Source organism: Pantoea sp. GM_Pan_3, from assembly GCF_026541045.1.
GTDB lineage: Bacteria > Pseudomonadota > Gammaproteobacteria > Enterobacterales > Enterobacteriaceae > Pantoea > Pantoea anthophila.
On record NZ_JALNVA010000003.1, the window covers coordinates 48,699 to 72,212 of the forward strand.

Annotated in this window: 19 protein-coding genes; 4 read left to right on the forward strand and 15 right to left on the reverse strand. The window is 58.3% G+C overall.

From position 1 onward, the window contains the following. The 6 genes from ftsB to cysG form a co-directional block, all read right to left on the reverse strand. Nucleotides 1–318, reverse strand: a complete 318-nt coding sequence (gene ftsB / locus OXR04_RS10705; protein WP_009086936.1) for a cell division protein FtsB — start codon at nucleotides 316–318, stop codon at nucleotides 1–3. 176 nt (nucleotides 319–494) lie between these two features. Then, nucleotides 495–815 (reverse strand): DUF3561 family protein, encoded by a 321-nt coding sequence (locus OXR04_RS10710; protein WP_140925056.1) that lies wholly within the window; start codon nucleotides 813–815, stop codon nucleotides 495–497. 54 nt (nucleotides 816–869) lie between these two features. Further along, nucleotides 870–1,475 (reverse strand): adenylyl-sulfate kinase, encoded by a 606-nt coding sequence (gene cysC, locus OXR04_RS10715; RefSeq protein ID WP_267370089.1) that lies wholly within the window; start codon nucleotides 1,473–1,475, stop codon nucleotides 870–872. Further along, nucleotides 1,475–2,902, reverse strand: coding sequence for a sulfate adenylyltransferase subunit CysN (gene cysN / locus OXR04_RS10720; RefSeq protein WP_267370088.1), 1,428 nt, complete (start codon nucleotides 2,900–2,902; stop codon nucleotides 1,475–1,477). The genes cysC and cysN overlap by 1 nt, the downstream gene beginning before the upstream one ends. A gap of 11 nt (nucleotides 2,903–2,913) precedes the next feature. After that, nucleotides 2,914–3,822, reverse strand: a complete 909-nt coding sequence (gene cysD / locus OXR04_RS10725) for a sulfate adenylyltransferase subunit CysD (RefSeq protein ID WP_009086943.1) — start codon at nucleotides 3,820–3,822, stop codon at nucleotides 2,914–2,916. 9 nt (nucleotides 3,823–3,831) lie between these two features. Then, on the reverse strand, nucleotides 3,832–5,247 hold the full coding sequence (gene cysG, locus OXR04_RS10730) for a siroheme synthase CysG (protein WP_267370086.1): 1,416 nt from the start codon (nucleotides 5,245–5,247) through the stop codon (nucleotides 3,832–3,834). Between the two features lie 364 nt (nucleotides 5,248–5,611). Between cysG and OXR04_RS10735 the strand changes: the two genes are divergently transcribed. Both OXR04_RS10735 and OXR04_RS10740 read left to right on the forward strand, forming a co-directional pair. After that, the gene (locus OXR04_RS10735) at nucleotides 5,612–6,631 is read left to right on the forward strand and encodes an aminopeptidase (protein ID WP_046102457.1); all 1,020 of its coding nucleotides are present in this window, start codon (nucleotides 5,612–5,614) and stop codon (nucleotides 6,629–6,631) included. Nucleotides 6,632–6,640: 9 nt separating this feature from the next. After that, the gene (locus OXR04_RS10740) at nucleotides 6,641–6,925 is read left to right on the forward strand and encodes a YciI family protein (RefSeq protein ID WP_058958439.1); all 285 of its coding nucleotides are present in this window, start codon (nucleotides 6,641–6,643) and stop codon (nucleotides 6,923–6,925) included. Between the two features lie 59 nt (nucleotides 6,926–6,984). On the opposite strand, the gene OXR04_RS10745 is transcribed toward OXR04_RS10740, so the two are convergent. The 3 genes from OXR04_RS10745 to cysJ are packed head-to-tail and all read right to left on the reverse strand — an operon-like array spanning nucleotide 6,985 to nucleotide 11,248. Continuing rightward, on the reverse strand, nucleotides 6,985–7,719 hold the full coding sequence (locus OXR04_RS10745; RefSeq protein ID WP_267370084.1) for a phosphoadenylyl-sulfate reductase: 735 nt from the start codon (nucleotides 7,717–7,719) through the stop codon (nucleotides 6,985–6,987). Beyond that, complete coding sequence (gene cysI / locus OXR04_RS10750; protein ID WP_009086953.1) at nucleotides 7,716–9,437, reverse strand: assimilatory sulfite reductase (NADPH) hemoprotein subunit; 1,722 nt, start codon at nucleotides 9,435–9,437, stop codon at nucleotides 7,716–7,718. The genes OXR04_RS10745 and cysI overlap by 4 nt, the downstream gene beginning before the upstream one ends. Then, on the reverse strand, nucleotides 9,437–11,248 hold the full coding sequence (cysJ, locus tag OXR04_RS10755) for an NADPH-dependent assimilatory sulfite reductase flavoprotein subunit (RefSeq protein WP_267370081.1): 1,812 nt from the start codon (nucleotides 11,246–11,248) through the stop codon (nucleotides 9,437–9,439). The genes cysI and cysJ overlap by 1 nt, the downstream gene beginning before the upstream one ends. Before the next feature lie 299 nt (nucleotides 11,249–11,547). Here cysJ and queD point away from each other — a divergent pair, with 299 nt between their 5' ends. Further along, nucleotides 11,548–11,907: a 6-carboxytetrahydropterin synthase QueD gene (queD, locus tag OXR04_RS10760; RefSeq protein WP_009086958.1), complete on the forward strand. Its 360-nt coding sequence runs from the start codon at nucleotides 11,548–11,550 to the stop codon at nucleotides 11,905–11,907. 106 nt (nucleotides 11,908–12,013) lie between these two features. Here the strand turns inward: queD and queE are convergent, their stop codons facing one another. The 6 genes from queE to rlmD form a co-directional block, all read right to left on the reverse strand. Beyond that, nucleotides 12,014–12,685, reverse strand: coding sequence for a 7-carboxy-7-deazaguanine synthase QueE (gene queE, locus OXR04_RS10765; RefSeq protein ID WP_046102459.1), 672 nt, complete (start codon nucleotides 12,683–12,685; stop codon nucleotides 12,014–12,016). Between the two features lie 229 nt (nucleotides 12,686–12,914). Further along, nucleotides 12,915–14,210, reverse strand: a complete 1,296-nt coding sequence (gene eno, locus OXR04_RS10770; protein WP_009086962.1) for a phosphopyruvate hydratase — start codon at nucleotides 14,208–14,210, stop codon at nucleotides 12,915–12,917. Between the two features lie 76 nt (nucleotides 14,211–14,286). Continuing rightward, a complete protein-coding gene (gene pyrG, locus OXR04_RS10775; protein ID WP_009086964.1) occupies nucleotides 14,287–15,924 on the reverse strand; it encodes a CTP synthase (glutamine hydrolyzing) in 1,638 nt (545 codons plus the stop codon). 232 nt (nucleotides 15,925–16,156) lie between these two features. After that, nucleotides 16,157–16,942: a nucleoside triphosphate pyrophosphohydrolase gene (gene mazG / locus OXR04_RS10780; RefSeq protein ID WP_154929339.1), complete on the reverse strand. Its 786-nt coding sequence runs from the start codon at nucleotides 16,940–16,942 to the stop codon at nucleotides 16,157–16,159. Nucleotides 16,943–17,098: 156 nt separating this feature from the next. Further along, the gene (relA, locus tag OXR04_RS10785; RefSeq protein WP_009086968.1) at nucleotides 17,099–19,330 is read right to left on the reverse strand and encodes a GTP diphosphokinase; all 2,232 of its coding nucleotides are present in this window, start codon (nucleotides 19,328–19,330) and stop codon (nucleotides 17,099–17,101) included. A 29-nt stretch (nucleotides 19,331–19,359) separates the two neighbouring features. Further along, nucleotides 19,360–20,676, reverse strand: coding sequence for a 23S rRNA (uracil(1939)-C(5))-methyltransferase RlmD (gene rlmD / locus OXR04_RS10790; protein ID WP_167429535.1), 1,317 nt, complete (start codon nucleotides 20,674–20,676; stop codon nucleotides 19,360–19,362). A gap of 92 nt (nucleotides 20,677–20,768) precedes the next feature. Here rlmD and barA point away from each other — a divergent pair, with 92 nt between their 5' ends. Continuing rightward, entirely contained in the window at nucleotides 20,769–23,498 is a 2,730-nt protein-coding gene (barA, locus tag OXR04_RS10795) for a two-component sensor histidine kinase BarA (RefSeq protein ID WP_009086972.1), read from the forward strand. Nucleotides 23,499–23,514 lie beyond the last annotated feature (16 nt).

A 23,514-nucleotide genomic window follows, 5' to 3' on the forward strand; every position in this document is an offset into this window, starting at 1 on the left:
TTATCGTTGTTGGTTTTGCGCTGATTGTTGCGCGTTGCGTTTGTTCTGGTCAGGCACCAGACGATAGAAGGTCTCACCGGGCTTAATCATGCCCAGCTCATTGCGTGCACGCTCCTCGATCGCTTCCGAGCCGCCATTGAGGTCATCAATTTCGGCAAACAGCTGATCGTTGCGCGATTTCAGTTTGGCATTGTTAGCCTGTTGCACCGCGACATCATCATTGACGCGCGTATAGTCGTGGATGCCATTTTTCCCGAGCCACAATGAATATTGCAGCCAGCCGAGCAGCACCAGTAACAGTAACGTCAGTTTTCCCATCCCGCCCCCTAAAAACGGCCCAATCATCCCATAACTTTGCACAGGACTCCACACCAGCGGAGAAAATGGCGCGCTTTGCCGCGCGTCTGCACAAAATATGAATCAGCAGCGATTCCGGGGGGAAAAGATTTGTAACCGGCCGATGCGTTTGCACATCAGCCCAGGGGCATCAGCGCTTACCAGCCGGAGAGAAAAGAGAACATTAACCAGAAGAGAGAGACCACCAGAATCACGGTGGCGAGTGCGGTCCAGAGCCACTGTCCGCTGAGCAGGGTATTCAGGGCAATACCGGCGACCACCGCAACCGGCAGCAGCGCCAGAAAGAATGGCCAGGTATAAAGAAAGAAAAACAGCGTGTTAGAGCCGAACAGCAGGAATGGGATCGCCAGCGCACACCAGTAAGCGAGAAAGCCGATCACGCAGCCCGGCAGCAGTGAGCGTGGCTCATCCGGGGTGGTGTCATCTTTACGAGCGAGCAGTGGGGTTATGTTCTGCATAGGCATCCTGTTGGTGCGAGGGCGGCAAATCAGAGACGATTTGCCGCTGTCTCTTCAGGATCTGATGATATCGCGGTCACGCAGCAGGTCTAACAATTGGGCGGCCAGTTTTGTAACCAATTGTTCGCCATCCAGCTGAATTTCCGGGCTATCGGGGGCTTCATAAACGCTGTCGATGCCGGTGAAGTTTCGCAGTTCTCCGGCACGGGCTTTGCGATATAACCCTTTAGGATCGCGCGCCTCACACACCGCTAACGGCGTATCGACAAACACCTCGATAAACTGTCCCGGTGCCAGCAGATCGCGCACCATCTGCCGCTCGGCGCGATGCGGTGAAATAAAGGCGGTGAGCACCACTAATCCGGCATCCACCATCAGTTTCGCCACTTCGCCGACCCGACGGATATTCTCTTTGCGGTCGTCATCGCTGAAACCGAGGTCACGGCACAGGCCGTGACGCACATTATCCCCATCCAGCAGATAGGTGCTGACACCGATGCGGTGCAGCGCCTGCTCCAGCGCACCGGCGACCGTGGATTTCCCCGAGCCCGACAGCCCGGTGAACCACAGCACCACGCCCTGATGGCCGTGCTGCTGTTCGCGTGCCGCGCGGGTGACCGGATGGTCATGCCACACCACGTTATCGTCGTGCTGTGCCATTATTGACCGCCCAGCAGATCGCGCGCGTTCCAGTGTGGGAAGTGACGGCGCACCAGCGCATTCAGTTCCAGCTCAAAGGCGCTGAACTCACCCGTACTGGCCGGCACATCCTGGTTGGGCTGATGGATCATGCCCGCCCCGACCGTGACGTTGCTCAGGCGATCGATAAAGATCATGCCGCCGGTCACCGGGTTCTGCTGATAGCTGTCGAGCACCATCGGTTCATTGAAGACGATCTCAATGCGGCCGATTCCGTTCAGCGGCAGCGCCTCGACCTGATGGGTCGCCAGCGAGTTGATGTCGACCTGGTGCAGCACCTTTTCGACCCGGCCACGGGTTTTCTTACCGGCGATTTTCAGATCGTAGCTCTGACCCGCCTGCAGCGGCTGCTCCGCCATCCACACCACGTCAACGCTGGCCGACTGCACCGCCGTCAGCGTTTCACTGGCGTCCACCAGCAGATCGCCACGGCTGATATCAATCTCATCCTGCAGCACCAAGGTAATCGCCTCCCCTGCTCCCGCGTCCTGCAGATCGCCATCAAAGGTCACAATGCGGGCAATCGTCGACTCCACGCCAGACGGCAGCACTTTAACGCGCTGACCCACCTGTACGCTGCCTGACGCCAGGGTACCGGCATAGCCACGGAAATCGAGGTTAGGACGGTTCACATACTGCACCGGGAAACGCATCGGCTGATGGTCGACAACGCGCTTCAGCTCCACGGTCTCCAGCACGTCCAGCAGCGTCGGGCCGGTGTACCACGGCATGGTCTGGCTGGCCGTCGCAACGTTGTCCCCTTCCAGCGCCGACATCGGCACAAAGCGGATGTCGAGATCGTCCGGCAGCTGGGCGGCGAAATCGAGATAATCCTGTTTGATCGCCTCGAAGCGATCCTGACTGTAGTCCACCAGATCCATCTTATTAATCGCCACCACTAGGTTCTTAATGCCCAGCAGCGTCGAGATAAAGCTGTGACGACGGGTCTGATCCAGCACGCCTTTTCGCGCGTCGATCAGCAGGATCGCCAGGTCGCAGGTGGACGCCCCGGTCGCCATGTTGCGGGTGTACTGCTCATGGCCCGGCGTGTCGGCAATAATGAATTTACGCTTTTCGGTCGAGAAGTAGCGGTAGGCCACGTCGATGGTAATGCCCTGCTCACGCTCTGCCTGCAGACCGTCTACCAGCAGCGCCAGATCGAGCTTCTCGCCCTGGGTGCCGTGACGTTTGCTGTCGTTGTGCAGTGAAGAGAGCTGGTCTTCATAGATCTGACGGGTGTCGTGCAGCAGACGCCCAATCAGCGTACTTTTTCCATCGTCCACGCTGCCGCAGGTCAGAAAACGCAGCAGGCTCTTGTGTTGCTGAGCGGTCAGCCAGGCTTCAACGCCGCCCTGGTCGGCAATCTGTTGTGCAATTACGGTATTCATCTGGCGTCTCCTTAGAAATAACCCTGGCGTTTTTTCAGTTCCATCGAACCGGACTGGTCGCGGTCGATCATGCGGCCCTGACGCTCACTGGTGGTGGACACCAGCATCTCTTCGATGATCTCCGGCAGCGTCTGCGCTTCGGACTCTACTGCACCGGTCAGCGGCCAGCAGCCGAGGGTACGGAAACGGACCATCCGTTGGGTGATCTCTTCACCCGGCTGCAGATTGATACGATCGTCATCAATCATCATCAGCATGCCGTCACGCTCCAGCACCGGACGCGGCGCGGCGAGATAGAGCGGCACGATCTCGATGTTTTCCAGGAAGATGTACTGCCAGATATCCAGTTCGGTCCAGTTCGACAGCGGGAAAACGCGGATGCTTTCGCCCTTGTTGATCTGACCGTTATAGTTGTGCCACAGCTCAGGGCGCTGGTTTTTCGGGTCCCAGCGATGGAAGCGGTCACGGAACGAGTAGATACGCTCTTTGGCGCGCGACTTCTCTTCATCGCGACGTGCGCCGCCGAAGGCCGCGTCAAAACCATATTTGTCCAGCGCCTGCTTCAGCCCTTCCGTTTTCATGATATCGGTGTGTTTGGCGCTGCCGTGGACAAACGGGTTAATGCCCATCGCCACCCCTTCCGGGTTGCGGTGAACGATCAGCTCGGCACCCATCGCTTTCACGGTGCGGTCACGAAATTCATACATCTCGCGGAATTTCCAGCCGGTGTCCACATGCAGCAACGGAAACGGCAGCGTGCCCGGATAGAACGCTTTGCGTGCCAGGTGCAGCATGACCGAAGAGTCTTTGCCGATGGAGTACATCATCACCGGGTTGCTGAACTCTGCAGCCACTTCGCGAATGATATGGATGCTCTCCGCCTCCAGCTGACGCAGATGAGTGAGTCGTTTTTGGTCCATGATTTTCCCTCAAGCCAGATTGACAACGGCGGACTCGCGAGCCCCCTGCTGTGCTGAATGTTGAAACCAGGCGAGTTGCCCGTGCAGATTAACCACCTCTCCGATCACCAGCAGCGCCGGAGTAGGTGCCGAGGCGGCCAGCGCCTCAAGGTGTTCTAAGGTGCCGGTCAGCACCTGCTGATCCTGACGGGTGCCGCGACTGATCACCGCCACTGGCGTTGATGGTGCACGACCATGCTGAATCAGCGCCGCGCTGATAGCAGCCGCTTTAACCGTGCCCATGTAGATCGCCAGCGTCTGACGCGCACGCGCCAGCGATGGCCAGTCAATATCATCGCCATCGGGACGGCAGTGACCGGTAATAAACATCACGCTCTGGGCATAATCGCGGTGGGTCAGCGGAATCCCGGCATAGGCCGTCGCACCGGCAGCCGCGGTGACGCCCGGCACCACCTGGAACGGGATCCCCGCCTGCTGTGCCGCCTGCAGCTCTTCGCCGCCGCGGCCAAAGATAAAGGGATCGCCGCCCTTGAGGCGCACCACCCGCTTGCCTTTCTTCGCCAGCGCGACCAGCAACTGATTAATCTCTTCCTGCGGCAACGTATGCGCGCTGGCGCGTTTACCGACGCAGATGCGGTCGGCGTCACGACGCACCAGGTCCAGCACCTCTTCGCTGACCAGATGGTCATAGAGCACCACATCGGCTAACTGCATTACCTGCAGGCCACGCAGCGTCAGCAGGCCGCTGTCGCCCGGCCCGGCACCGACCAGAAAGATCTCGCCCTGACGGGTTGGCTCTTCCAGCAGTTCACGATCCAGCGTGCGCTTCGCCTCTTCGACGTTACCGGCGGACATCTGACTGGCGAACAGACCGTCGAAGGCCCGCTCCCAGAAACGCCGACGATCGGACATGCGGCTGAAGCGCTGTTTGACCTTATCGCGCCACAGCCCGGCTACCTCCGCCATCTGACCCAGACTGGCGGGCAGCAGCGTTTCGATTTTTTCGCGCAGCATGCGTGCCAGTACCGGCGCGGTGCCGCTGGAGGAGATCGCTACTACCAGCGGTGAGCGGTCAACAATCGACGGGAAGATAAAGGTGCATTTTGGCTGGTCGTCGACCACGTTAACCAGCTTATGCCGCGCGTTAGCGGCTTCAAAAACCTGGGTGTTGAGATGGTTATCATCGGTGGCAGCAATCACCAGGAAAACGCCATCCAGCTGAGCCGGATCAAATTCGGTCGCCACCCACTCCAGCTCCTGCTTATCCAGCAGTTCCTGCAGTTCCGGGCAGAGTTCACGAGAGGCGATCTGAACGCGCGCGCGCGCGCGACGCAGCAGTTCAATTTTTCGCGCCGCAATATCTCCACCGCCGACAACCAGAACCGGGCGGCCAGAGAGATCGGCAAAAAGAGGCAAATAGTCCACGTTAACCCTGATGTTTTAACTTTGTATTAACGGGACTATACGTCGCTGAGTTTATCCAGATGAAATTACGAATTGGAATGAGTAGTTACCGAATGGAATAACGGTGTCGCAAAGCACAGAACAATTTGATCTTAACAGATGAAATGTAATGGCTTTTTCGTGAACAGGCTCACAGATTCCTCCGCACCTGCTGCGCTGCAAAAGCAGATAAGTGCCAGCGCAAAGGTCTGCCTCTCTGTGCCGGAGGCGACAGCGCCCGATTCCACTAACAGGATTGCGGAACAAAAAGCGTATAATACGCCCGGCATGAGCGGCCCTGGCCCCTGTACAGGCCCGCTCCGGACAAATAAAAAAAGGATGCACTATGTTTTGTTCCCTCCGTCTGAGGGTTGCCACTCTTTTGTCTGGCGCACTCCTCTCCCCGCTGGCACTGGCACTGGCCACGCCGCCCGGCCAGTTTGCCGAGCAGCAGGTCCGGCACATCGCCACCTTTTTCCCGGGCCGGATGAGCGGCAGCCCGGCCGAGCTGATGGCGGCTGACTATCTGCAGCAGCAATTTACCGCGCTGGGTTATCAGACCAATACCCGCCAGTTCAACACCGGTTACAACTGGCAGGAAGAGGATGGCTCGCGGCGCTGGCACAAGCTGACCGCCACCTCGGTCATTGCCGCACGCGCCGGCAGCGTGCCGCAGGAGATCCTGATCGTGGCCCATCTGGATACCTGGACGCCGCTGAACAGCGCCCAGGTTCACCGCAATCTGGGCGGCCTGCGTCTGCAGGGGGTGGATGATAACGCCTCAGGGCTGGGCGTGATGCTGGAACTGGCGCAGCAGCTGAGTCAGAAACCGCTGCACTATGGCGTCCGCTTTGTGGCGCTGAGCGCCGGAGAAGCCGATCTGCACGGCATGGATGACTATGTGGAGCGGATGAGCGCGCGTGAGAAGAAGAACACCCTGCTGGTCATCGATCTCAACAGCCTGATCACCGGCGATCACCTCTATTTTAACAGCGGCATGAATACGCCCCGGGCGGTACGCAAGCAGACCAGCGATCGGGCGCTGCTGCTGGCCCGCCAGCTCGGCATTCCCGCCGCCAGTCATCAGCTGACCCGCAAAGATGTCAGCGGGCTGAATGCCTTTGACAGGGCGGGCTTTCCGCTGCTGGATGTGACCGCCAGTAACTGGACGCTGGGGAATAAAGATGGTGCGCTGCAGCGTCACCGCAGCCGCCACTTTCCCGATGGCGTCACCCGCCATCAGACTGACCTGGATAATCTGAACTACCTTGACCGCTGGCTGCCGGGTCAGATAGCCCGGCGAACCCATGACAGTGTCAGCGTGCTGCTGCCGCTGCTCAGAGAACTGACCAATCCCAACGTGTGAGGATCTGACATGTACGTCGTCATTCTGAATTACATTCGTCCGGTAGAGGAAGTTGAAACCCTGCTGGCTGGCCATATCGACTGGCTCAATCGCTATTTTGACGCGGACATTTTTATTGCGGCGGGACGGAAAGATCCGCGTACCGGCGGCATGCTGCTGGTGAGGGATATTGAGCGTGAACGGCTGGAGGCGATCTTAGCGGAAGATCCTTTTGTCGCCGTGGCGCAGTATGAGGTGACAAAGGTGAATGTAACGCGGGCAGCGGAAGCCTTCAGTGGCTTAACCGGCGTCTGAGACCAGACAGTAACGCCCTTCTCTCCCGCCAGCCTGGGGGGAGAGAAGAGGCGCGGGATTCAGCCTTCGTGCAGGCCGCACTCACGCTTAAGACCGAAGAAGCGGGTCTCTTCTTCTGCCATACCCGGCTCCCACTTGCGGGTGGTGTGGGTATCGCCCACCGAGAGATAGCCCTCATCCCACAGCGGATGGTATTTCAGCTTGTGCTGTTCCAGATACTGATGAATCTTCCGGTTATCCCAGTCGATAATCGGCAGCACCTTAAAGACGCCGCGCTGCACGCCCAGCACCGGCAGATTCGCCCGGCTGCCCGACTGATCGCGGCGCAAACCGGCAAACCAGGTCTGCGCGCCCAGGGTTTCCAGCGCGCGGTTCATCGGTTCGACTTTGTTGATCTCGTTGTACTTCTCAATCCCCTCGACGCCCTGCTCCCACAGTTTGCCGTAGCGCGCTTCCTGCCAGGCCGGGGAGGTTTCGGCGCGGAACACTTCGAGGTTGAGATTGAGCTGGTCTGCCAGCTCATCAATAAAACGATAAGTCTCCGGGAAGAGATAGCCGGTGTCGGTCAGGATCACCGGAATATCGGGCTGCTGACGCGTCACCAGGTGCAGCGACACCGCGGCCTGAATACCGAAGCTGGAGGAGAGCACATAGGCGCCCGGCAGATGCTCCAGCGCCCAGCTGACCCGCTCTTCTGCTGACGCCTTCTCCAGCTGCGCATTGGTCGCCGCCAGCGCCATTGCACGCTGGACTTTGGACATCTCATTCAGTGCTGCGAGGTCAGGATGACTCATTTTGCCTCCTCCCAAAAGTCGCGTGCCGGGTCCAGCACCGGCGCGACAATGCCCGCGCGGATGGTGAAGTCACCAAAGCCTTCTGCGGCCTGGCGCTCGGTGGCCCAGCGTCCCACCAGCTCATCAATGGTGGCGAGAATTTCGCTTTCGTTAATGTTCTCACGGTACATGCGGGGAATACGCGTTCCGGTGCGGTTTCCGCCCAGATGCAGGTTATAGCGGCCTGGCGCTTTACCCACCAGACCCAGCTCTGCCAGCATGGCACGACCACAACCGTTCGGACAACCGGTAACGCGTAACACTATGTGCTCATCACCAACGCCGTGAGCATGCATGATACCCTCGACTTTGGTCACGAAGGCAGGCAGGAAGCGTTCTGCTTCCGCCATCGCCAGCGGACAGGTCGGGAAGGCCACACACGCCATCGAGTTTTCGCGCTGCGGCGTGACGTGATCCATCAGACCATGTTCACGGGCGATCGCTTCAATCTTCGCTTTCTCGCTCTCCGGCACGCCCGCCACAATCAGGTTCTGGTTGGCGGTCAGGCGGAAATCGCCCTGATGGACTTTCGCAATTTCGGCAATGCCGCTCTTCAGCGGACGGCCCGGATAGTCGAGCAGGCGACCATTCTCGATAAACAGCGTCAGGTGCCATTTATTGTCGATGCCTTTAATCCAGCCAATGCGATCGCCACGGGTGGTGAATTCATACGGGCGGATCGGCTCAAAGGTCACACCGGCACGTTTTTCCACTTCCGCCTTAAAGGTCTCGACGCCCACGCGCTCCAGGGTGTACTTGGTTTTGGCGTTTTTACGGTCGGTACGGTTACCCCAGTCGCGCTGGGTGGTGACAACCGCTTCAGCCACGTCGAGGATCTTATCCACCGGGAAGTAGCCAAACTCGCTGGCGGTGCGTGCGTAGGTCGCTTTATTGCCATGCTCGATCGACAGGCCGCCGCCCACCAGCAGGTTGAAGCCCACCAGCTTGCCGTTTTCAGCGATCGCTACGAAGTTCAGATCGTTGGCGTGCAGATCCACGTCGTTGTGCGGCGGGATCACCACCGTCGTTTTGAACTTACGCGGCAGATAGGTTTCACCAAGGATCGGCTCTTCATCGGTGGTCGCGATCTTTTCCTTATCCCACCAGATCTCGGCATAGGCACGGGTGCGCGGCAGCAGATGCTCAGAGAGCTTCTTCGCCCACTCATACGCTTCCTGATGCAGTTCCGACTCAACCGGGTTCGAGGTGCAGAGCACGTTACGGTTGACGTCGTTGGCGGTCGCCAGCGCGTCCAGCCCCACTTCGTGCAGCATCTGATGCGTCGGCTTCACGTTCTTTTTCAGAATGCCGTGAAACTGGAAGGTCTGACGGTTGGTCAGACGGATGCTGCCATAAAGGGTTTTGTCGGTAGCAAATCTGTCGATAGCCAGCCACTGGGTCGGCGTAATGATCCCGCCCGGCAGACGGCAGCGCAGCATCATGGCGTGGCGCGGCTCCAGCTTCTGCTCAGCACGCTCGGCACGGATGTCGCGATCGTCCTGCTGGTACATGCCGTGGAAACGGATCAGCAGGAAGTTATCGCCGGTAAATCCACCGGTCAGACCCTCTTCCAGATCTTCTTTAATGGTGCCGCGCAGATAGTTGCTCTGCTTCTTCAGACGCTCGGCGTCGGTTAATTTGCCTTCTACAACCAGCGGTCCAGGGTGTTTATCGCTCATTAGTAAACGTCTCGCTGATAACGGCGCTCAATGCGCAGCTCACTTAAAAATTCGTCGGCCGTTTCACGATCCATTCCGCCGTGTTCGACCACCACATCCAGCAATGCCTGCTCGACGTCTTTTGCCATGCGATTGGCGTCGCCACAGACATAAAGATGCGCGCCCTCCTGAATCCAGCGCCACACTTCGGCACCTTTCGCGCGGATCTTATCCTGAACGTAAATCTTTTCAGCCTGATCGCGTGACCAGGCGAGGTCGATATGGGTCAGCAGACCATCCTTCACATATTTCTGCCACTCGACCTGATAGAGGAAATCCTCGGTGAAGTGGGGATTGCCAAAGAATAGCCAGTTTTTGCCGCCCGCACCGTCGTTATCGCGCTGCTGCATAAAGGCGCGGAAGGGAGCGATGCCGGTGCCCGGCCCGATCATGATGACCGGGGCATCCGGATCGGCCGGCAGGCGGAAGTTGTCGTTATGTTCGATGAACACCCGGACCTCGCCCTCTTCTTCGATGCGATCGGCCAGCCAGGTGGATGCGCCGCCGCCGCGCTGGCGACCTTCAATATCAAAGCGAACGGCACCCACGGTGATATGCACTTCGGTATCGGTTTCTGCCTGAGAGGAGGCGATAGAGTAGAGTCGCGGCGTCAGCGGACGCAGCAGTCCGGTCAGCTGTTCTGCGCTGAGCTCAGACGGAGCCAGGCGCACCATGTCGACGATGGGGTACTGCTGCGCATAGTGCTGCAGTCTGGCTTTATCATCCACCAGTGCCAGCAGTTCGGCGTTACGCGACAGCTGAGCGTACTGCGCAACAATCTGCGCCGTGTTCACCGTCAGTTCGAAATGCTTCTGCAGCGCCTCGGCCAGCGGCAGCGTGCTGCCCTGAACCTCAACCGGTTCATCGCCTTTCAGCCAGACCAGCTCCAGCAGTTCGCTGACCAGCGCCGCGTCGTTTTCATACCAGACGCCCAGCGCATCGCCGGGCTGATAGCGCAGACCGGAGTCGCCCAGATCGATTTCGATATGGCGCACATCTTTGTCGGAATCCCGTCCGGTGATTTTCTGATTCACCGCCAGGCTGGCGCTGAGCGGCGCCTCTTTGCTGTAGGGGCTGGTGGTCACTTCGTTGACGCTGCCTGCCACTGTCGCGGCCGCCTGCGCCGGCGATTCAGTCGGCACCCGCGCTTTGAGGATCGCTGTCAGCGCACTGCGCCAGGCCGTGGCCTGTTCCGCATACTCGACATCCGCATCCACGCGCTCAAGCAGGCGCTCGCCGCCCAGCTCGGCCAGACGGCTGTCAAAATCTTTGCCCGCCTGACTGAAGAATTCATAGGAGGTGTCGCCCAGGCCAAACACGGCAAAGGCGGCCCCCTCCATCTTCGGTGCCTTTTTCGACATCAGGAACTTATGCAGCGCCACCGCCTCTTCAGGTGGTTCGCCCTCGCCCTGGGTCGAGGTGACGACGACCAGCATCTTTTCCTGGCCAATCTGTTTGAACTTGTAATCACCGGCGTTCACCAGGTTGACATTCAGCTTCGCGGCCAGCAGGTCATCACGCAGCTGCTCGGCCAGACGACGGGCATTGCCGGTCTGTGAGGCGGAAAGCAGTGTGATAACCGGTGCTTCAGCGGCCGCCGCAGGCGGTGTGCTGCTGGCGACGGCGCTACCCGGTGCCTGTTCTACCCTGCCCCAGAAATAGCCTGACAGCCACGCCAGTTGAGTCGGGGAATAATCTGTCGTCGCCGCCTGTAAGCGGGCGAGTTGTTCCGGAGAGAGCGGAAGCATTGAACCAGGTGCCTGAGTCGTCATCGCGTTAAAAATTCCAGTATCAGAAGTCCGGACCGTAAAATGGCGGAAGAGTGCGTAGGTTACCGGGCTGTATATTAACGATTAAATACGCCTTCGACATATCAAATAACCAAAATGACTAAATGGTTTTTCAGGTAGGATTAATCAGCAAAAGTGGTAAGCAAAGCGGCGCTATATCAGTTAATTAGCTGGACATCAGAGGAAGAGGGGTGAAGAAAAAGAACGCTTCGTGCGCAGCGGGTGCGAAAAAAGCGGTAATCAGGTAGAATCCAGCGGTTTTTTAATGTCTGAGAACCACTATGTCTACCACCCTGTTTAAAGAATTCCAGTTCGAGGCCGCGCACCACCTTCCGAATGTGCCGGCCGGACACAAATGTGGCCGTCTGCACGGTCATTCGTTCCTGGTTCGTCTGGAGATTACCGGCGAAGTGGATGCGCATACCGGCTGGGTTATGGATTTTGCTGAACTGAAAGCAGCGTTTAAGCCGGTCTACGATCGGCTGGATCACTACTACCTGAACGATATTCCCGGCCTGGAAAATCCCACCAGCGAAGTGCTGGCGAAATGGATCTGGGATCAGATGAAGCCGCAATTGCCGCTGTTAAGCGCGGTCATGATCAAAGAAACCTGCACTGCGGGCTGCGTTTACCGCGGCTGACCCTGTCGGATCGAATCCTTCGATCCGACGCGGCTCCCCTTTTTCGCCTCTGCCATCCCCTGCCCTGCACGCCCCCCTCCGCGCGCAGAAACCACCGCGATGAAAATCAGGCGATATTGAGATATTTGTGAGTCTGCATCGACAGACGCCAGTTACGGGCGATGCAGGTCTCAATGCAGAGGCGGGTCGCCTCCTCTTTGCGGCTGATGGGCTGAAGCGCGATGATGCGCGGTTTGCTGTCCTCAATGCCCGCCAGTAGCGCATCCAGTGCCTCGACATCACGCTGGCGCGCCACCGGATGTTTGATTTCATCAGCCCGGCTCAGGGCCTGCGGCAGCACGTCGTAGCCGCCGCGCATGTTCACCTTCGGCGACACCGTCACCCAGGTCCGTTCAGAGCAGTGGATTTCGTGAGTGCCACTGGTCTCAATCTGGCACTGAAAACCCTGCTGCTCCAGCGCAGCGGTTAACGGACGCAGATCATATATCGCCGGTTCACCGCCGGTAATCACCACGTGCCGCGCCGTCCAGCCCTGCTGTTCGATGGCGCGAAGCAGGGTCGCCGCGTCGGCATCGCCCCAGGCGTCACTCTCCACCGTTTTGATCAAAATGTCGCCCAGCGAGGTCTCCCGATCTGCCCGCTTGTCCCAGGTATGTTTGGTATCGCACCAGCTACAGCCCACCGGGCATCCCTGCAGGCGGATAAAGAGAGCAGGCACGCCGGTGTAGTAACCTTCGCCCTGCAGTGTCTGGAACATTTCGTTAATCGGGTAGAACATTTTTTACTCGCCTGGATAAATCGGGGCGCTGATTATGGCAGATTTGTCGCGCAGCTCAACCACGCGATGTGCCTTTTCTCCGCGCGCAGGGAACTGCACGGGCCGGCAGGATTGCCGCTTGCTCGGGCCCTGCCATCCGTGACTGTACACTGCATAAACAGAAAGCCCCGCACAGGGCGGGGCTTTCTGTTTATGCGATGCCACGCAACGTGGCATCAGCACCGGGTCATTACTGACCTTTAACTTCTTTCAGACCGTTGAATGGCGCTTTAGAACCCAGCGCTTCTTCGATACGGATCAGCTGGTTGTACTTAGCAACACGGTCAGAACGGCTCATTGAACCGGTTTTGATCTGGCCTGCTGCAGTACCGACCGCCAGGTCAGCGATAGTCGCATCTTCGGTTTCACCTGAACGGTGAGAGATCACCGCAGTGTAGCCCGCGTCTTTCGCCATTTTGATCGCAGCCAGAGTTTCGGTCAGAGAACCGATCTGGTTGAATTTGATCAGGATGGAGTTAGCGATACCTTTTTCGATACCTTCTTTCAGGATTTTGGTGTTGGTTACGAACAGGTCATCACCCACCAGCTGGATTTTGTCGCCCAGAACTTTGGTCTGGTAAGCGAAGCCGTTCCAGTCAGATTCGTCCAGGCCATCTTCGATAGAGACGATCGGATACTGTTTAGTCAGATCTTCCAGGAAGTGGGTGAACTCTTCAGAGGTGAACGCTTTACCGCCTTCACCGGCCAGAACATATTTGCCATCTTTGTAGAACTCAGATGCCGCACAGTCCATCGCCAGGGTGATGTCTTTGCCCAGCTCGTAGCCTGCTGCTTTTACCGCTTCTGCGATAACAGCCAGTGCTTCAGCGTTGGAACCCAGGTTTGGTGCGTAGCCGCCTTCGTCACCGACAGCGGTGCTCATGCCTTTGCTTTTCAGCACTTTTGCCAGGTTGTGGAACACTTCAGAACCCATACGGATGGCTTCTTTCACGTTAGCTGCGCCAACCGGCTGGATCATGAACTCCTGGATGTCGACGTTGTTGTCGGCATGTTCGCCACCGTTGATGATGTTCATCATTGGCAGAGGCATAGAGTATTTGCCTGGGGTGCCGTTCAGTTCAGCGATGTGCTCATACAGTGGCTGACCTTTAGACGCCGCCGCCGCTTTTGCCGCTGCCAGGGAAACAGCCAGAATGGCGTTTGCACCGAAGTTAGATTTGTTCTCAGTACCGTCCAGGTCGATCATGATCTTGTCGATGTTCGCCTGATCTTTCGCGTCTTTGCCTTTTACCGCTTCAGCAATCGGACCGTTTACTGCAGCAACGGCTTTGGTTACGCCTTTGCCCAGGAAACGTGATTTGTCACCGTCACGCAGTTCCAGCGCTTCGCGTGAACCGGTAGAGGCACCTGATGGCGCAGCGGCCAGGCCTACGAAACCGCCTTCCAGATGCACTTCAGCTTCAACAGTCGGGTTACCACGTGAGTCGATAATTTCGCGACCGATGACTTTTACGATTTTGGACATTACGATTTTCCTCAGTACAAGTTAGTCAATCCTAAGACAAACAACGCGCGAAAAGTTCGCGCGCTGTTTGTGAAATTTACTTCGCTAAACGCTTCTGATGCTCATGCGCGGCTTTCACAAAGCCGGCAAACAACGGATGGCCGTCGCGTGGTGTCGAGGTGAACTCCGGGTGGAACTGGCAAGCCACAAACCACGGATGGTTCGGGATCTCAATAATCTCAACCAGCTGATCATCACCAGAGCGACCCGCCACGCGCAGACCGGCTGCTTCAATCTGCTTTAACAGCATATTGTTGACTTCATAGCGGTGGCGATGGCGCTCAACGATGGTGTCAGAGCCGTAGAGCTGGCGAACCTGGCTGCCCGGCGTTAACTGACACTGCTGGCTGCCCAGACGCATGGTGCCGCCCAGATCGCTCTGCTCGCTGCGGACTTCGACGTTGCCCTCTTCGTCACGCCATTCGGTGATTAACGCCACCACCGGGTATTTACAGTCTGGCACAAATTCGGTGGAGTTGGCGCCCGGCATCCCGGCGACATTGCGCGCAAACTCCATCAGCGCGACCTGCATGCCCAGGCAGATACCCAGGTACGGCACATTGTTTTCACGCGCGTACTGCGCGGTCATCAGCTTGCCTTCCACACCACGGTAACCGAAGCCACCCGGAATCAGAATCGCATCCAGATCTTTCAGCAATTCGACACCGCGTGATTCCACATCCTGCGAATCGATCAGTTTGATGTTCACGGTCACGCGATTTTTCAGGCCGCCATGTTTCAGCGCTTCGATCACGGACTTGTAGGCATCCGGCAGTTCAACATACTTGCCCACCATACCGATGGTGACTTCGCCACCCGGATTGGCTTCTTCGTAAATCACCTGCTCCCACTCGGCCAGGTTGGCTTCCGGTGCGTTCAGGTTGAAGCGCTTGCAGATATAGTCATCCAGGCCCTGCGATTTCAGCATGCCAGGAATCTTGTAGATGGAATCGACGTCCTTCAGCGAGATCACCGCTTTTTCAGGGACGTTACAGAACAGGGCGATTTTGGCGCGTTCGTTAGCCGGTACGGCACGGTCAGAACGGCAAATCAGCACGTCTGGCTGGATACCGATCGACAGCAGCTCTTTAACAGAGTGCTGAGTCGGTTTGGTTTTGACTTCACCCGCCGCCGCCATATAAGGCACCAGCGTCAGGTGCATGTACATGGTGTGCTCGCGGCCCACATCGACGGCCATCTGACGAATCGCTTCCAGGAACGGCAGCGATTCGATATCGCCTACCGTGCCGCCGATTTCGACCAGCACGACATCATGACCTTCGCCGCCTTCAATGATGCGCTCTTTGATGGCGTTGGTGATGTGCGGGATAACCTGAATGGTTGCGCCCAGATAGTCGCCCCGGCGCTCTTTGCGCAGGACATCTGAGTAGATACGACCCGTGGTGAAGTTGTTGCGACGCGTCATTTTGGTGCGGATGAAGCGCTCGTAGTGACCCAGATCCAGGTCAGTTTCGGCGCCGTCGTCAGTGACGAAAACTTCGCCGTGCTGCGTCGGGCTCATGGTGCCTGGATCCACGTTGATATACGGGTCCAGCTTCATGATGGTCACGTTCAGACCACGGGCTTCGAGAATGGCTGCGAGGGAGGCTGCGGCAATGCCTTTACCCAGAGAGGAAACGACCCCGCCGGTCACAAAAATATAATTCGTTGTCATGCTGAACCTGAGAGTTTAGGTTTAAAGACGGTGGAATAACCAGGACGGGAAAACAGTATACTGGAAACCGCTATCAGCCACAATTGATGAATCACAGCCATCCTCCAACGCATTGCTGCGGCTAACATAGCGGATAGCTGCCGAAGAAATGTTGACGTGCGTCACAAAGTTGATGGCGCGCTGAATCGTGTAAGCGCAAACGGCGACTTTATGCACAGCGCTGGAATAATCATCACTTCTCCCCGGCTTTGACCTGCTGCCAGGCGGCCTCCATCTGTTCCAGCGTCGCACCCGGCATACTCAGTCCCTGCGCGGCAATGATCGCTTCCACCGCGCGGAAGCGGCGCTCAAACTTGTCGTTGGCCTTCTGCAGCGCGGTTTCTGCTTTGCTGCCCAGATGGCGCGACAGGTTGACGGTGGCAAACAGCAGATCGCCAATCTCCTCTTCCAGTTTTTCGCTGTCCACCACGCTCTGCTGCGCCTCATGCATGACCTCATCAATCTCTTCATGCACTTTCGCCACCACCGGCCCCAGGGTGGTCCAGTCGAAGCCGACATTATGACAACGCTTCTGGATTTTATGGGCGCGCATCAGCGCAGGCAGTGCTTTGGGGATATCGTCCAGCGCCGAATGCTGCGCTTTCTCTGCCCGTTCGGCGCTCTTAATCGCTTCCCAGTTTTTCAGCACCTCCGTGCTGGTTTCCGCCGTGGCCTCGCCAAAGATGTGCGGATGACGGCGCTCCAGCTTGTCGCTGATGGCGTGGCAGACATCCTCAAAGTTGAAGCGATCCGCTTCGCTCGCCATCTGGGCATAAAAGACCACCTGAAACAGCAGGTCGCCCAGCTCGCCGCGCAGGTCGCTGAAATCTTCGCGCTGGATGGCGTCCAGCACCTCATAGGTCTCTTCCAGCGTATAGGGCGCGATGCTGGCAAAGGTCTGTTCACGATCCCACGGACAGCCATGCTCGGGATCGCGCAGGGTTTTCATAATGCCAAGCAGGCGCTCAATAGCGTTCATTCGGATAGATCCTTGATTGATGGTCAGATGACAGGAAACAGAGAGGCGCATGACAGGCGCTGACGGATGCAGTAACGCGCGTCCGGCAGCGCCCCGGGGTGCAGATTGCGCCCGCGCAACCGCACGCTGCCGGTTGCCGCAGGGCCTGACTGACAATCAGTGCAGGCGACGGGCGTCAATGATATCAGAGACCTGGTTCAGACGCGCCAGGACACGTCCCAGTACCTGATGGTTGTAGATCTCGATGTCCATGTCGATGGTGGCGAGCTGTTTTTTGGTGTCGCTGCGGCTCGACACGCCCAGCACATTCACTTTTTCATTGGCGAGAATGGTGGTGATGTCGCGCAGCAGCCCGCTGCGATCGTTGGCCGTCACCCGCACCACCAGCGAATAGCCGCTGGAGTAGCTTTCGCCCCACACCGCATCGACGATGCGTTCCGGGGCATGGGAAATCAGTTCGGCCAGCTGGTCGCAGTCGGCGCGGTGGATAGAGATGCCGCGCCCCTGGGTGATGAAACCGACAATATCGTCGCCCGGGATCGGCTGGCAGCAGCGGGCGATATGGTGCATCAGATTGCCCACCCCTTCCACGACCACTCGCCCGCTCTCTTTGCGCGCTGGCGGAGTGTAGGCTTTCTGCGTCAGCTGGCGCAGCGCCTCGCGATCTTCCTCTTCGGCGCTCGGCTTGTTCAGCTTCGCCTGCAGGAAGTTCACCATCTGATTAAGACGAATATCGCCGCCGCCAATCGCCGCCAGCAGCTCTTCAAGTGAGGTCACGTTATAGCGCGGCAGCAGCAGTTTTTCCGCCTCGCGCAGGCTGATATCGAACTGATTCAGCTCGTTATCCAGAATCTGCCGTCCGGCGGCAATGTTCTTGTCGCGATCCTGCTTGCGGAACCAGTTGTGGATCTTCGAGCGTCCGCGGCTGGTGGTGATGTAGCCCAGGTTCGGGTTGAGCCAGTCGCGACTCGGGTTCGGCTGCTTCTGGGTAATCACCTCAACCTGATCGCCCATCTGCAACTGATAGGTAAACGGCACAATGCGGCCGCCGATTTTTGCGCCGATGCAGCGGTGACCGATGTCGCTGTGAATATGGTAGGCAAAGTCGAGCGGTGTCGATCCGGCGGGCAGATCCACCACGTCCCCTTTCGGGGTAAAGACGTAGACCCGGTCATCAAACACCTGGCTGCGCACCTCTTCAAGCAGCTCGCCCGAGTCCGCCATCTCCTCCTGCCAGCTGATCAGCTTACGCAGCCAGGCGATGCGCTCTTCGTGGCCGGCAGCGCCACGCGCGCTGCTTGAGGTTGGCCCCTCTTTGTATTTCCAGTGCGCCGCCACCCCCAGCTCCGCATCTTCATGCATCTGGCGGGTACGGATCTGGATCTCCACCGTTTTGCCCTGCGGGCCTAACACCACGGTATGAATCGACTGATAGCCGTTGGGTTTCGGGTTGGCGACGTAGTCATCAAACTCGCTGGGCAGATGGCGATAGAGCGTATGCACCGTGCCCAGCGCGCCGTAGCAATCCTGCAGGCGATCGGCCACGATGCGCACCGCCCGCACATCAAACAGCTCATCAAAGGCCAGCGACTTTTTCTGCATCTTACGCCAGATGCTGTAGATATGTTTCGGACGACCATAGACCTCGGCGCGCACGCCCTCTTTGGCCATCTCTTTGCGCAGGTTGCTGACGAAGTTGTCGATATACTGCTCGCGGTCGATACGCCGCTCATGCAGTAACCGGGCGATATGCTTGTATTCGTCGGGATGCAGATAGCGGAAGCAGTAATCTTCCAGCTCCCATTTGAGCTGACCGATGCCGAGACGGTTGGCCAGCGGGGCATAGATGTTGGTGCTCTCTTTGGCCGCCAGCACCCGCTCATCTTCCGGCGCATCTTTCATTTCGCGCAGGTTCATGATGCGTTCGGCCAGCTTCAGCACCACGCAGCGGAAATCTTCGACCATCGCCAGCAGCATACGGCGGACGTTATCGACCTGTTCAGAGGCCATGGAGTCGTTGTGAATCGCTTTCAGCTGGCGGATGGCGTCCATGTCGCGCACGCCGTGCACCAGCGAGACGATGCCTTTGCCGACGGCGGTTTCCAGCTCCTCCTCACTCACCACTTCATCGTTAGCCAGCGGGAAGATCAGCGCCGCACAGAGGCTTTCGATATCCATGCTGAGCATGGAGAGGATTTCCACCATCTCGATCCCGCGCCACAGCAGCAGCGACTGATCGGGATGGTCCTGCGTCTGCGCTTCACAGTAGCGCCAGGTATCGGCAACGCGTTGACATGATTGCGGGTTGGCGATACCGAGACTGGCGATCCACTGGTCGAGGGCAAATTCCCCCTCAGTATTTAAATGCGCACTTCTGACCGCAACCATAACCTCTCCTGCACAACGACATACATCGCTTATGTTTTTCTGAACAGCACCATGGATTCGAGATGACGGGTATGAGGGAACATATCCAGCATCGCGACCCTTTCCAATTGGTAGCCTGCCGACAGCAAGACCTGACTGTCGCGGGCGAGTGTTGTTGGATTACACGACACATAGACCACGCGTTCTGGCGCAAGTTTAACCACATGTGCCATCACGCCCGCAGCCCCGGCGCGTGCCGGATCGAGTAATACCTTGTTAAATCCCTGTGCCGCCCACGGCTGGCGCGACACCGTCTCTTCCAGATTATGCTGAAAAAAACTGACGTTTTTAAGATTATTCGAATCAGCATTATACGCTGCCTGCCGCACTAATGCTGCAACCCCCTCCACACCAACCACATTTTGTACGAAGATTCCTATAGGAAGTGTGAAGTTTCCCATGCCGCAAAAGAGATCCAGAACCCGGTCTTCCGGTTGCAGATCGAGCCAGGCTATCGCCTTTGCCACCATCTGCTGATTCACCGCATCGTTAACCTGAATAAAGTCCTGTGGACTGAAGGTTAGCTTAAGCTGGTGAGAGTGATAAAAAGGTGTCTGAGTCGTTAGCGACGTTAACCCTTCATCACCCGCATCCAGGAAGAGCATCAGCTGATGCTTATGCGAAAACTGTTCCAGTTTTTCACGGTCGTCCGGGTGCAGCGCATCAAGATGGCGCAGGATCATCAGCGGGCCGTTATCCGCCAGCACCAGTTCCACATGACCGAGGCGCCTGACGGCGCGCAGTGCACTCAGGCAGTGGTGCAGCGGCACCAGCAATGCCTCAAGTTCGGGCACTAAAACGGGGCAGTGCTGGATATCGACCAGATCGTTGCTCGCCTCTTGGCGGAACCCCATCTGCAGCCGCTGCGCTTTATTCTGCCACTGCAGACCCAGACGGGCGCGACGCCGGTAGCCCCAGGGTTCACCGGCGATCACCTCCTCCACCGCGATCGTCTGCGCGGCGGCCTGGCTCAGCATCCGGCTCAGCGCCTGAGCTTTGCTCTGCTGCTGCAGCTCCACCTCTGCATGCTGCTGCTGGCAGCCACCGCAGCGATCAAAGTGGGGACAGCGCGGTGCGACGCGCGCCGGACTGCGGCTGAGCAGCCGTTTCACTTTCCCCCGGGCAAACTGGCGTTTATCCTCTGTCAGCGTGATCTCCGCCTGCTCACCCGGCAAGGCACCGGCGACAAAAATCGTTTTGCCTTTGTGACGCGCCACGCCCTGCCCGAACGGATCGAGCTCATCGATGGTGACGGTGATCCGCTGTTGTGTCGCCACGCGCTGTTTTGCAACGTAAAATTGCGCCATAGTGTTATCAGTTCTCTTTATCGAAACGACCTGCACGGTGCTGTCGACAGGATGTGCAGGGAGGTTAATGCCGGAGTAGCCAGGCGACTATTATGACCAAATACAGCCTGCGGGCGCGAATGATGATTTTAATTCTGGCACCCACGCTGATGGTTGGCCTGCTGCTCAGCTCATTTTTTGTAGTCCATCGCTACAATGAACTGCAGCGCCAGGTAATCGATGCCGGGGCGAATATCATCGAACCGCTGGCGATCTCCAGCGAATACAGCATGACCTGGGACGATCGCGATGCGATGCGGGAGCTGGTGAGTTTACTGCACCGCCGCCACTCCGGCATCGTCCGGGCGATCTCCGTGTTTGATAATCATAACCAGCTCTACGTGACCTCCAATAACCGGCAGAATCTCAGCCTGCTGCAGCAGGAAGATATCCACGCCCTGCCCGATGATGTCTCCATGGAGCGTCACGGTAATCTGTTGATTCTGCGCACGCCGATCACGGCCGAGCGTTACGATCTGGATGAATTACCCGATGAAAAGGTCAAACCCTCGGGTAACCCCCTGGGCTATGTGGCGATTGAACTCGATCTGCAGTCGGTGCGCCTGCAGCAGTATAAAGAGGTGTTTGTCGCCACCCTGATGCTGCTCTTCTGCCTCTGCCTTGCGATGCTGTTTGCCTATCGGCTGATGCGTGATGTCACCGGCCCGATCCGCAACATGGTGACCACCGTTGACCGCATCCGTCGCGGTCAGCTCGACAGCCGCGTTGAAGGGTACATGCTGGGCGAACTCAGCACGCTGAAAAACGGCATCAACGCCATGGCGATGTCGCTGACCGCCTATCACGAAGAGATGCAGCACAACATCGACCAGGCGACGTACGATCTGCGGGAAACGCTGGAACAGCTGGAGATTCAGAACGTCGAACTGGATCTGGCGAAGAAGCGCGCTCAGGAAGCGGCGCGCATTAAATCGGAGTTTCTGGCAAACATGTCGCACGAGCTGCGAACGCCGCTTAATGGCGTGCTGGGCTTTACCCGCCAGATGCTGAAAACTCAGCTGCGCACGACCCAGCGCGACTACATGCAGACCATCGAGCGCTCGGCCAACAACCTGCTCAGTATCATTAACGACGTGCTCGATTTTTCGAAGCTGGAAGCGGGCAAGCTGATGCTGGAGGCGATCCCCTTCCCTCTGCGTGCCACCCTGGATGAGACCCTGGTGCTGCTGGCCCCGTCGGCGCATGACAAGGGGCTGGAGCTGACGGTGGTGTGCGACAGCAGCGTGCCGGACAACGTCATCGGCGATGCGCTGCGCCTGCAGCAGATTCTGATCAACCTGATTGGCAACGCCATCAAGTTTACTGAACAGGGCCATATCGGCCTGCGCGTCACGCAGCGCGTTATGACCCAGACGCGCGTCGAGCTGGAGATTCAGGTAGAGGATAGCGGCATCGGTATCTCTGAGCAGCAGCAGACGCAGCTGTTTCAGGCGTTCCGCCAGGCCGACGCCAGTATTTCGCGCCGTCATGGCGGCACCGGGCTGGGGCTGGTCATCACCCAGAAACTGGTGCGGGAGATGGGCGGGGATATCACCTTCAGCAGCCAGCCGGATCAGGGCTCTACCTTTGTGATTCGCGTGCAGCTGGATCTCAACCCCAACGCGCCCGGTATGCCGCGCGTGCTGGAAGCGCTGTCACAGTCCCGCATCGCCTATGTCGAGGCGGATGCCACCGTCGCCCGCGCGGCGCTGGAGATGCTGAGCGCCACGCCGTTGCAGATCGACTACAGCGAAACGCTGGAGGGCCTGCCGGCGTCCCACTATCCGCTGCTGCTGATGGCGATGCCGGTCAGCATCAGCCAGCCCGAGCTGCTGAACGAGGGGAGGATCAATGCGCTGCTGGATCGGGCAGATAATGTGCTGATGGCCCTGCCCAGCCCGATGATGCTGCTGGCTGATGAACTGAAGGTGCGCGGCATTGACGGCTGCATTGCGAAGCCAATCTCCCTGACGCGACTCCTGCCGATGCTGCTGGATCTGCACACCCGCCAGATCAGCGAGCTGCCCTTCTCCCCGCGCCTGCCGCTGACGGTGATGGCAGTGGATGATAACCCTGCCAACCTCAAGCTGATTGGTGCGCTGCTGGAGGAGCAGGTGCAGAATATCCTGCTGTGCAGCAGCGCCGAACACGCTATCCGCGAGGCGCGCCAGCAGTCGCTGGATGTGATTCTGATGGATATTCAGATGCCTGACATCGATGGTATTCGCGCCAGCGAAATCATCCGTGGTCTGCCGCTGCACGCCACGACCCCCATCGTGGCGGTGACCGCTCACGCCATTGATGGCGAACGCGAGCAGCTCATCAAAGCGGGCATGAATGACTATCTTGCCAAACCGATTGATGAGAGCAAGTTAAGGCAGCTGCTGGCGCGCTATACGCCCGCACCGGTGGTCGCCGTGCCGGAACTGCCGCCGATACTGCCGACGCTGGACTGGCAGCTGGCACTGCGGCAGGCGGCGAATAAACCCGACCTGGCACGGGATCTGCTGCGGATGCTGCTGGAGTTTTTACCGGAAGTTCACGCGAAGATGGCGCAGTTTATGGCCGCCAATGAGGTCACGGCCCTGCGGGAGATCATTCACAAGCTGCACGGCAGTGCCAGCTACAGCGGCGTGCCGCGCATGAAGCAGCTCTGCCACCAGCTGGAGAGAGAGCTGCTGCAGGCCAGCGATATCGCCGCTTTGGAGCCGGAACTGCTGGAGCTGCAGGATGAGATGGAGAACGTGGCGCGTGAAGCCCGGCAGCTGCTGGGCATCGGGTAATCCGGGCTGGCCGCAG

What these genes read in the sequence shown, in the direction of transcription:
- OXR04_RS10735 (WP_046102457.1), top strand. Translation starts at nt 5,612, where the DNA reads ATGTTTTGTTCCCTCCGTCTGAGGGTTGCCACTCTTTTGTCTGGCGCA.
- relA (WP_009086968.1), bottom strand. Translation starts at nt 19,330, where the DNA reads ATGGTTGCGGTCAGAAGTGCGCATTTAAATACTGAGGGGGAATTTGCC.
- mazG (WP_154929339.1), bottom strand. Translation starts at nt 16,942, where the DNA reads ATGAACGCTATTGAGCGCCTGCTTGGCATTATGAAAACCCTGCGCGAT.
- barA (WP_009086972.1), top strand. Translation starts at nt 20,769, where the DNA reads ATGACCAAATACAGCCTGCGGGCGCGAATGATGATTTTAATTCTGGCA.
- cysI (WP_009086953.1), bottom strand. Translation starts at nt 9,437, where the DNA reads ATGAGCGATAAACACCCTGGACCGCTGGTTGTAGAAGGCAAATTAACC.
- cysJ (WP_267370081.1), bottom strand. Translation starts at nt 11,248, where the DNA reads ATGACGACTCAGGCACCTGGTTCAATGCTTCCGCTCTCTCCGGAACAA.
- cysD (WP_009086943.1), bottom strand. Translation starts at nt 3,822, where the DNA reads ATGGACCAAAAACGACTCACTCATCTGCGTCAGCTGGAGGCGGAGAGC.
- cysN (WP_267370088.1), bottom strand. Translation starts at nt 2,902, where the DNA reads ATGAATACCGTAATTGCACAACAGATTGCCGACCAGGGCGGCGTTGAA.
- queD (WP_009086958.1), top strand. Translation starts at nt 11,548, where the DNA reads ATGTCTACCACCCTGTTTAAAGAATTCCAGTTCGAGGCCGCGCACCAC.
- ftsB (WP_009086936.1), bottom strand. Translation starts at nt 318, where the DNA reads ATGGGAAAACTGACGTTACTGTTACTGGTGCTGCTCGGCTGGCTGCAA.
- eno (WP_009086962.1), bottom strand. Translation starts at nt 14,210, where the DNA reads ATGTCCAAAATCGTAAAAGTCATCGGTCGCGAAATTATCGACTCACGT.
- pyrG (WP_009086964.1), bottom strand. Translation starts at nt 15,924, where the DNA reads ATGACAACGAATTATATTTTTGTGACCGGCGGGGTCGTTTCCTCTCTG.
- OXR04_RS10740 (WP_058958439.1), top strand. Translation starts at nt 6,641, where the DNA reads ATGTACGTCGTCATTCTGAATTACATTCGTCCGGTAGAGGAAGTTGAA.
- queE (WP_046102459.1), bottom strand. Translation starts at nt 12,685, where the DNA reads ATGTTCTACCCGATTAACGAAATGTTCCAGACACTGCAGGGCGAAGGT.
- cysC (WP_267370089.1), bottom strand. Translation starts at nt 1,475, where the DNA reads ATGGCACAGCACGACGATAACGTGGTGTGGCATGACCATCCGGTCACC.
- rlmD (WP_167429535.1), bottom strand. Translation starts at nt 20,676, where the DNA reads ATGGCGCAATTTTACGTTGCAAAACAGCGCGTGGCGACACAACAGCGG.
- OXR04_RS10710 (WP_140925056.1), bottom strand. Translation starts at nt 815, where the DNA reads ATGCAGAACATAACCCCACTGCTCGCTCGTAAAGATGACACCACCCCG.
- OXR04_RS10745 (WP_267370084.1), bottom strand. Translation starts at nt 7,719, where the DNA reads ATGAGTCATCCTGACCTCGCAGCACTGAATGAGATGTCCAAAGTCCAG.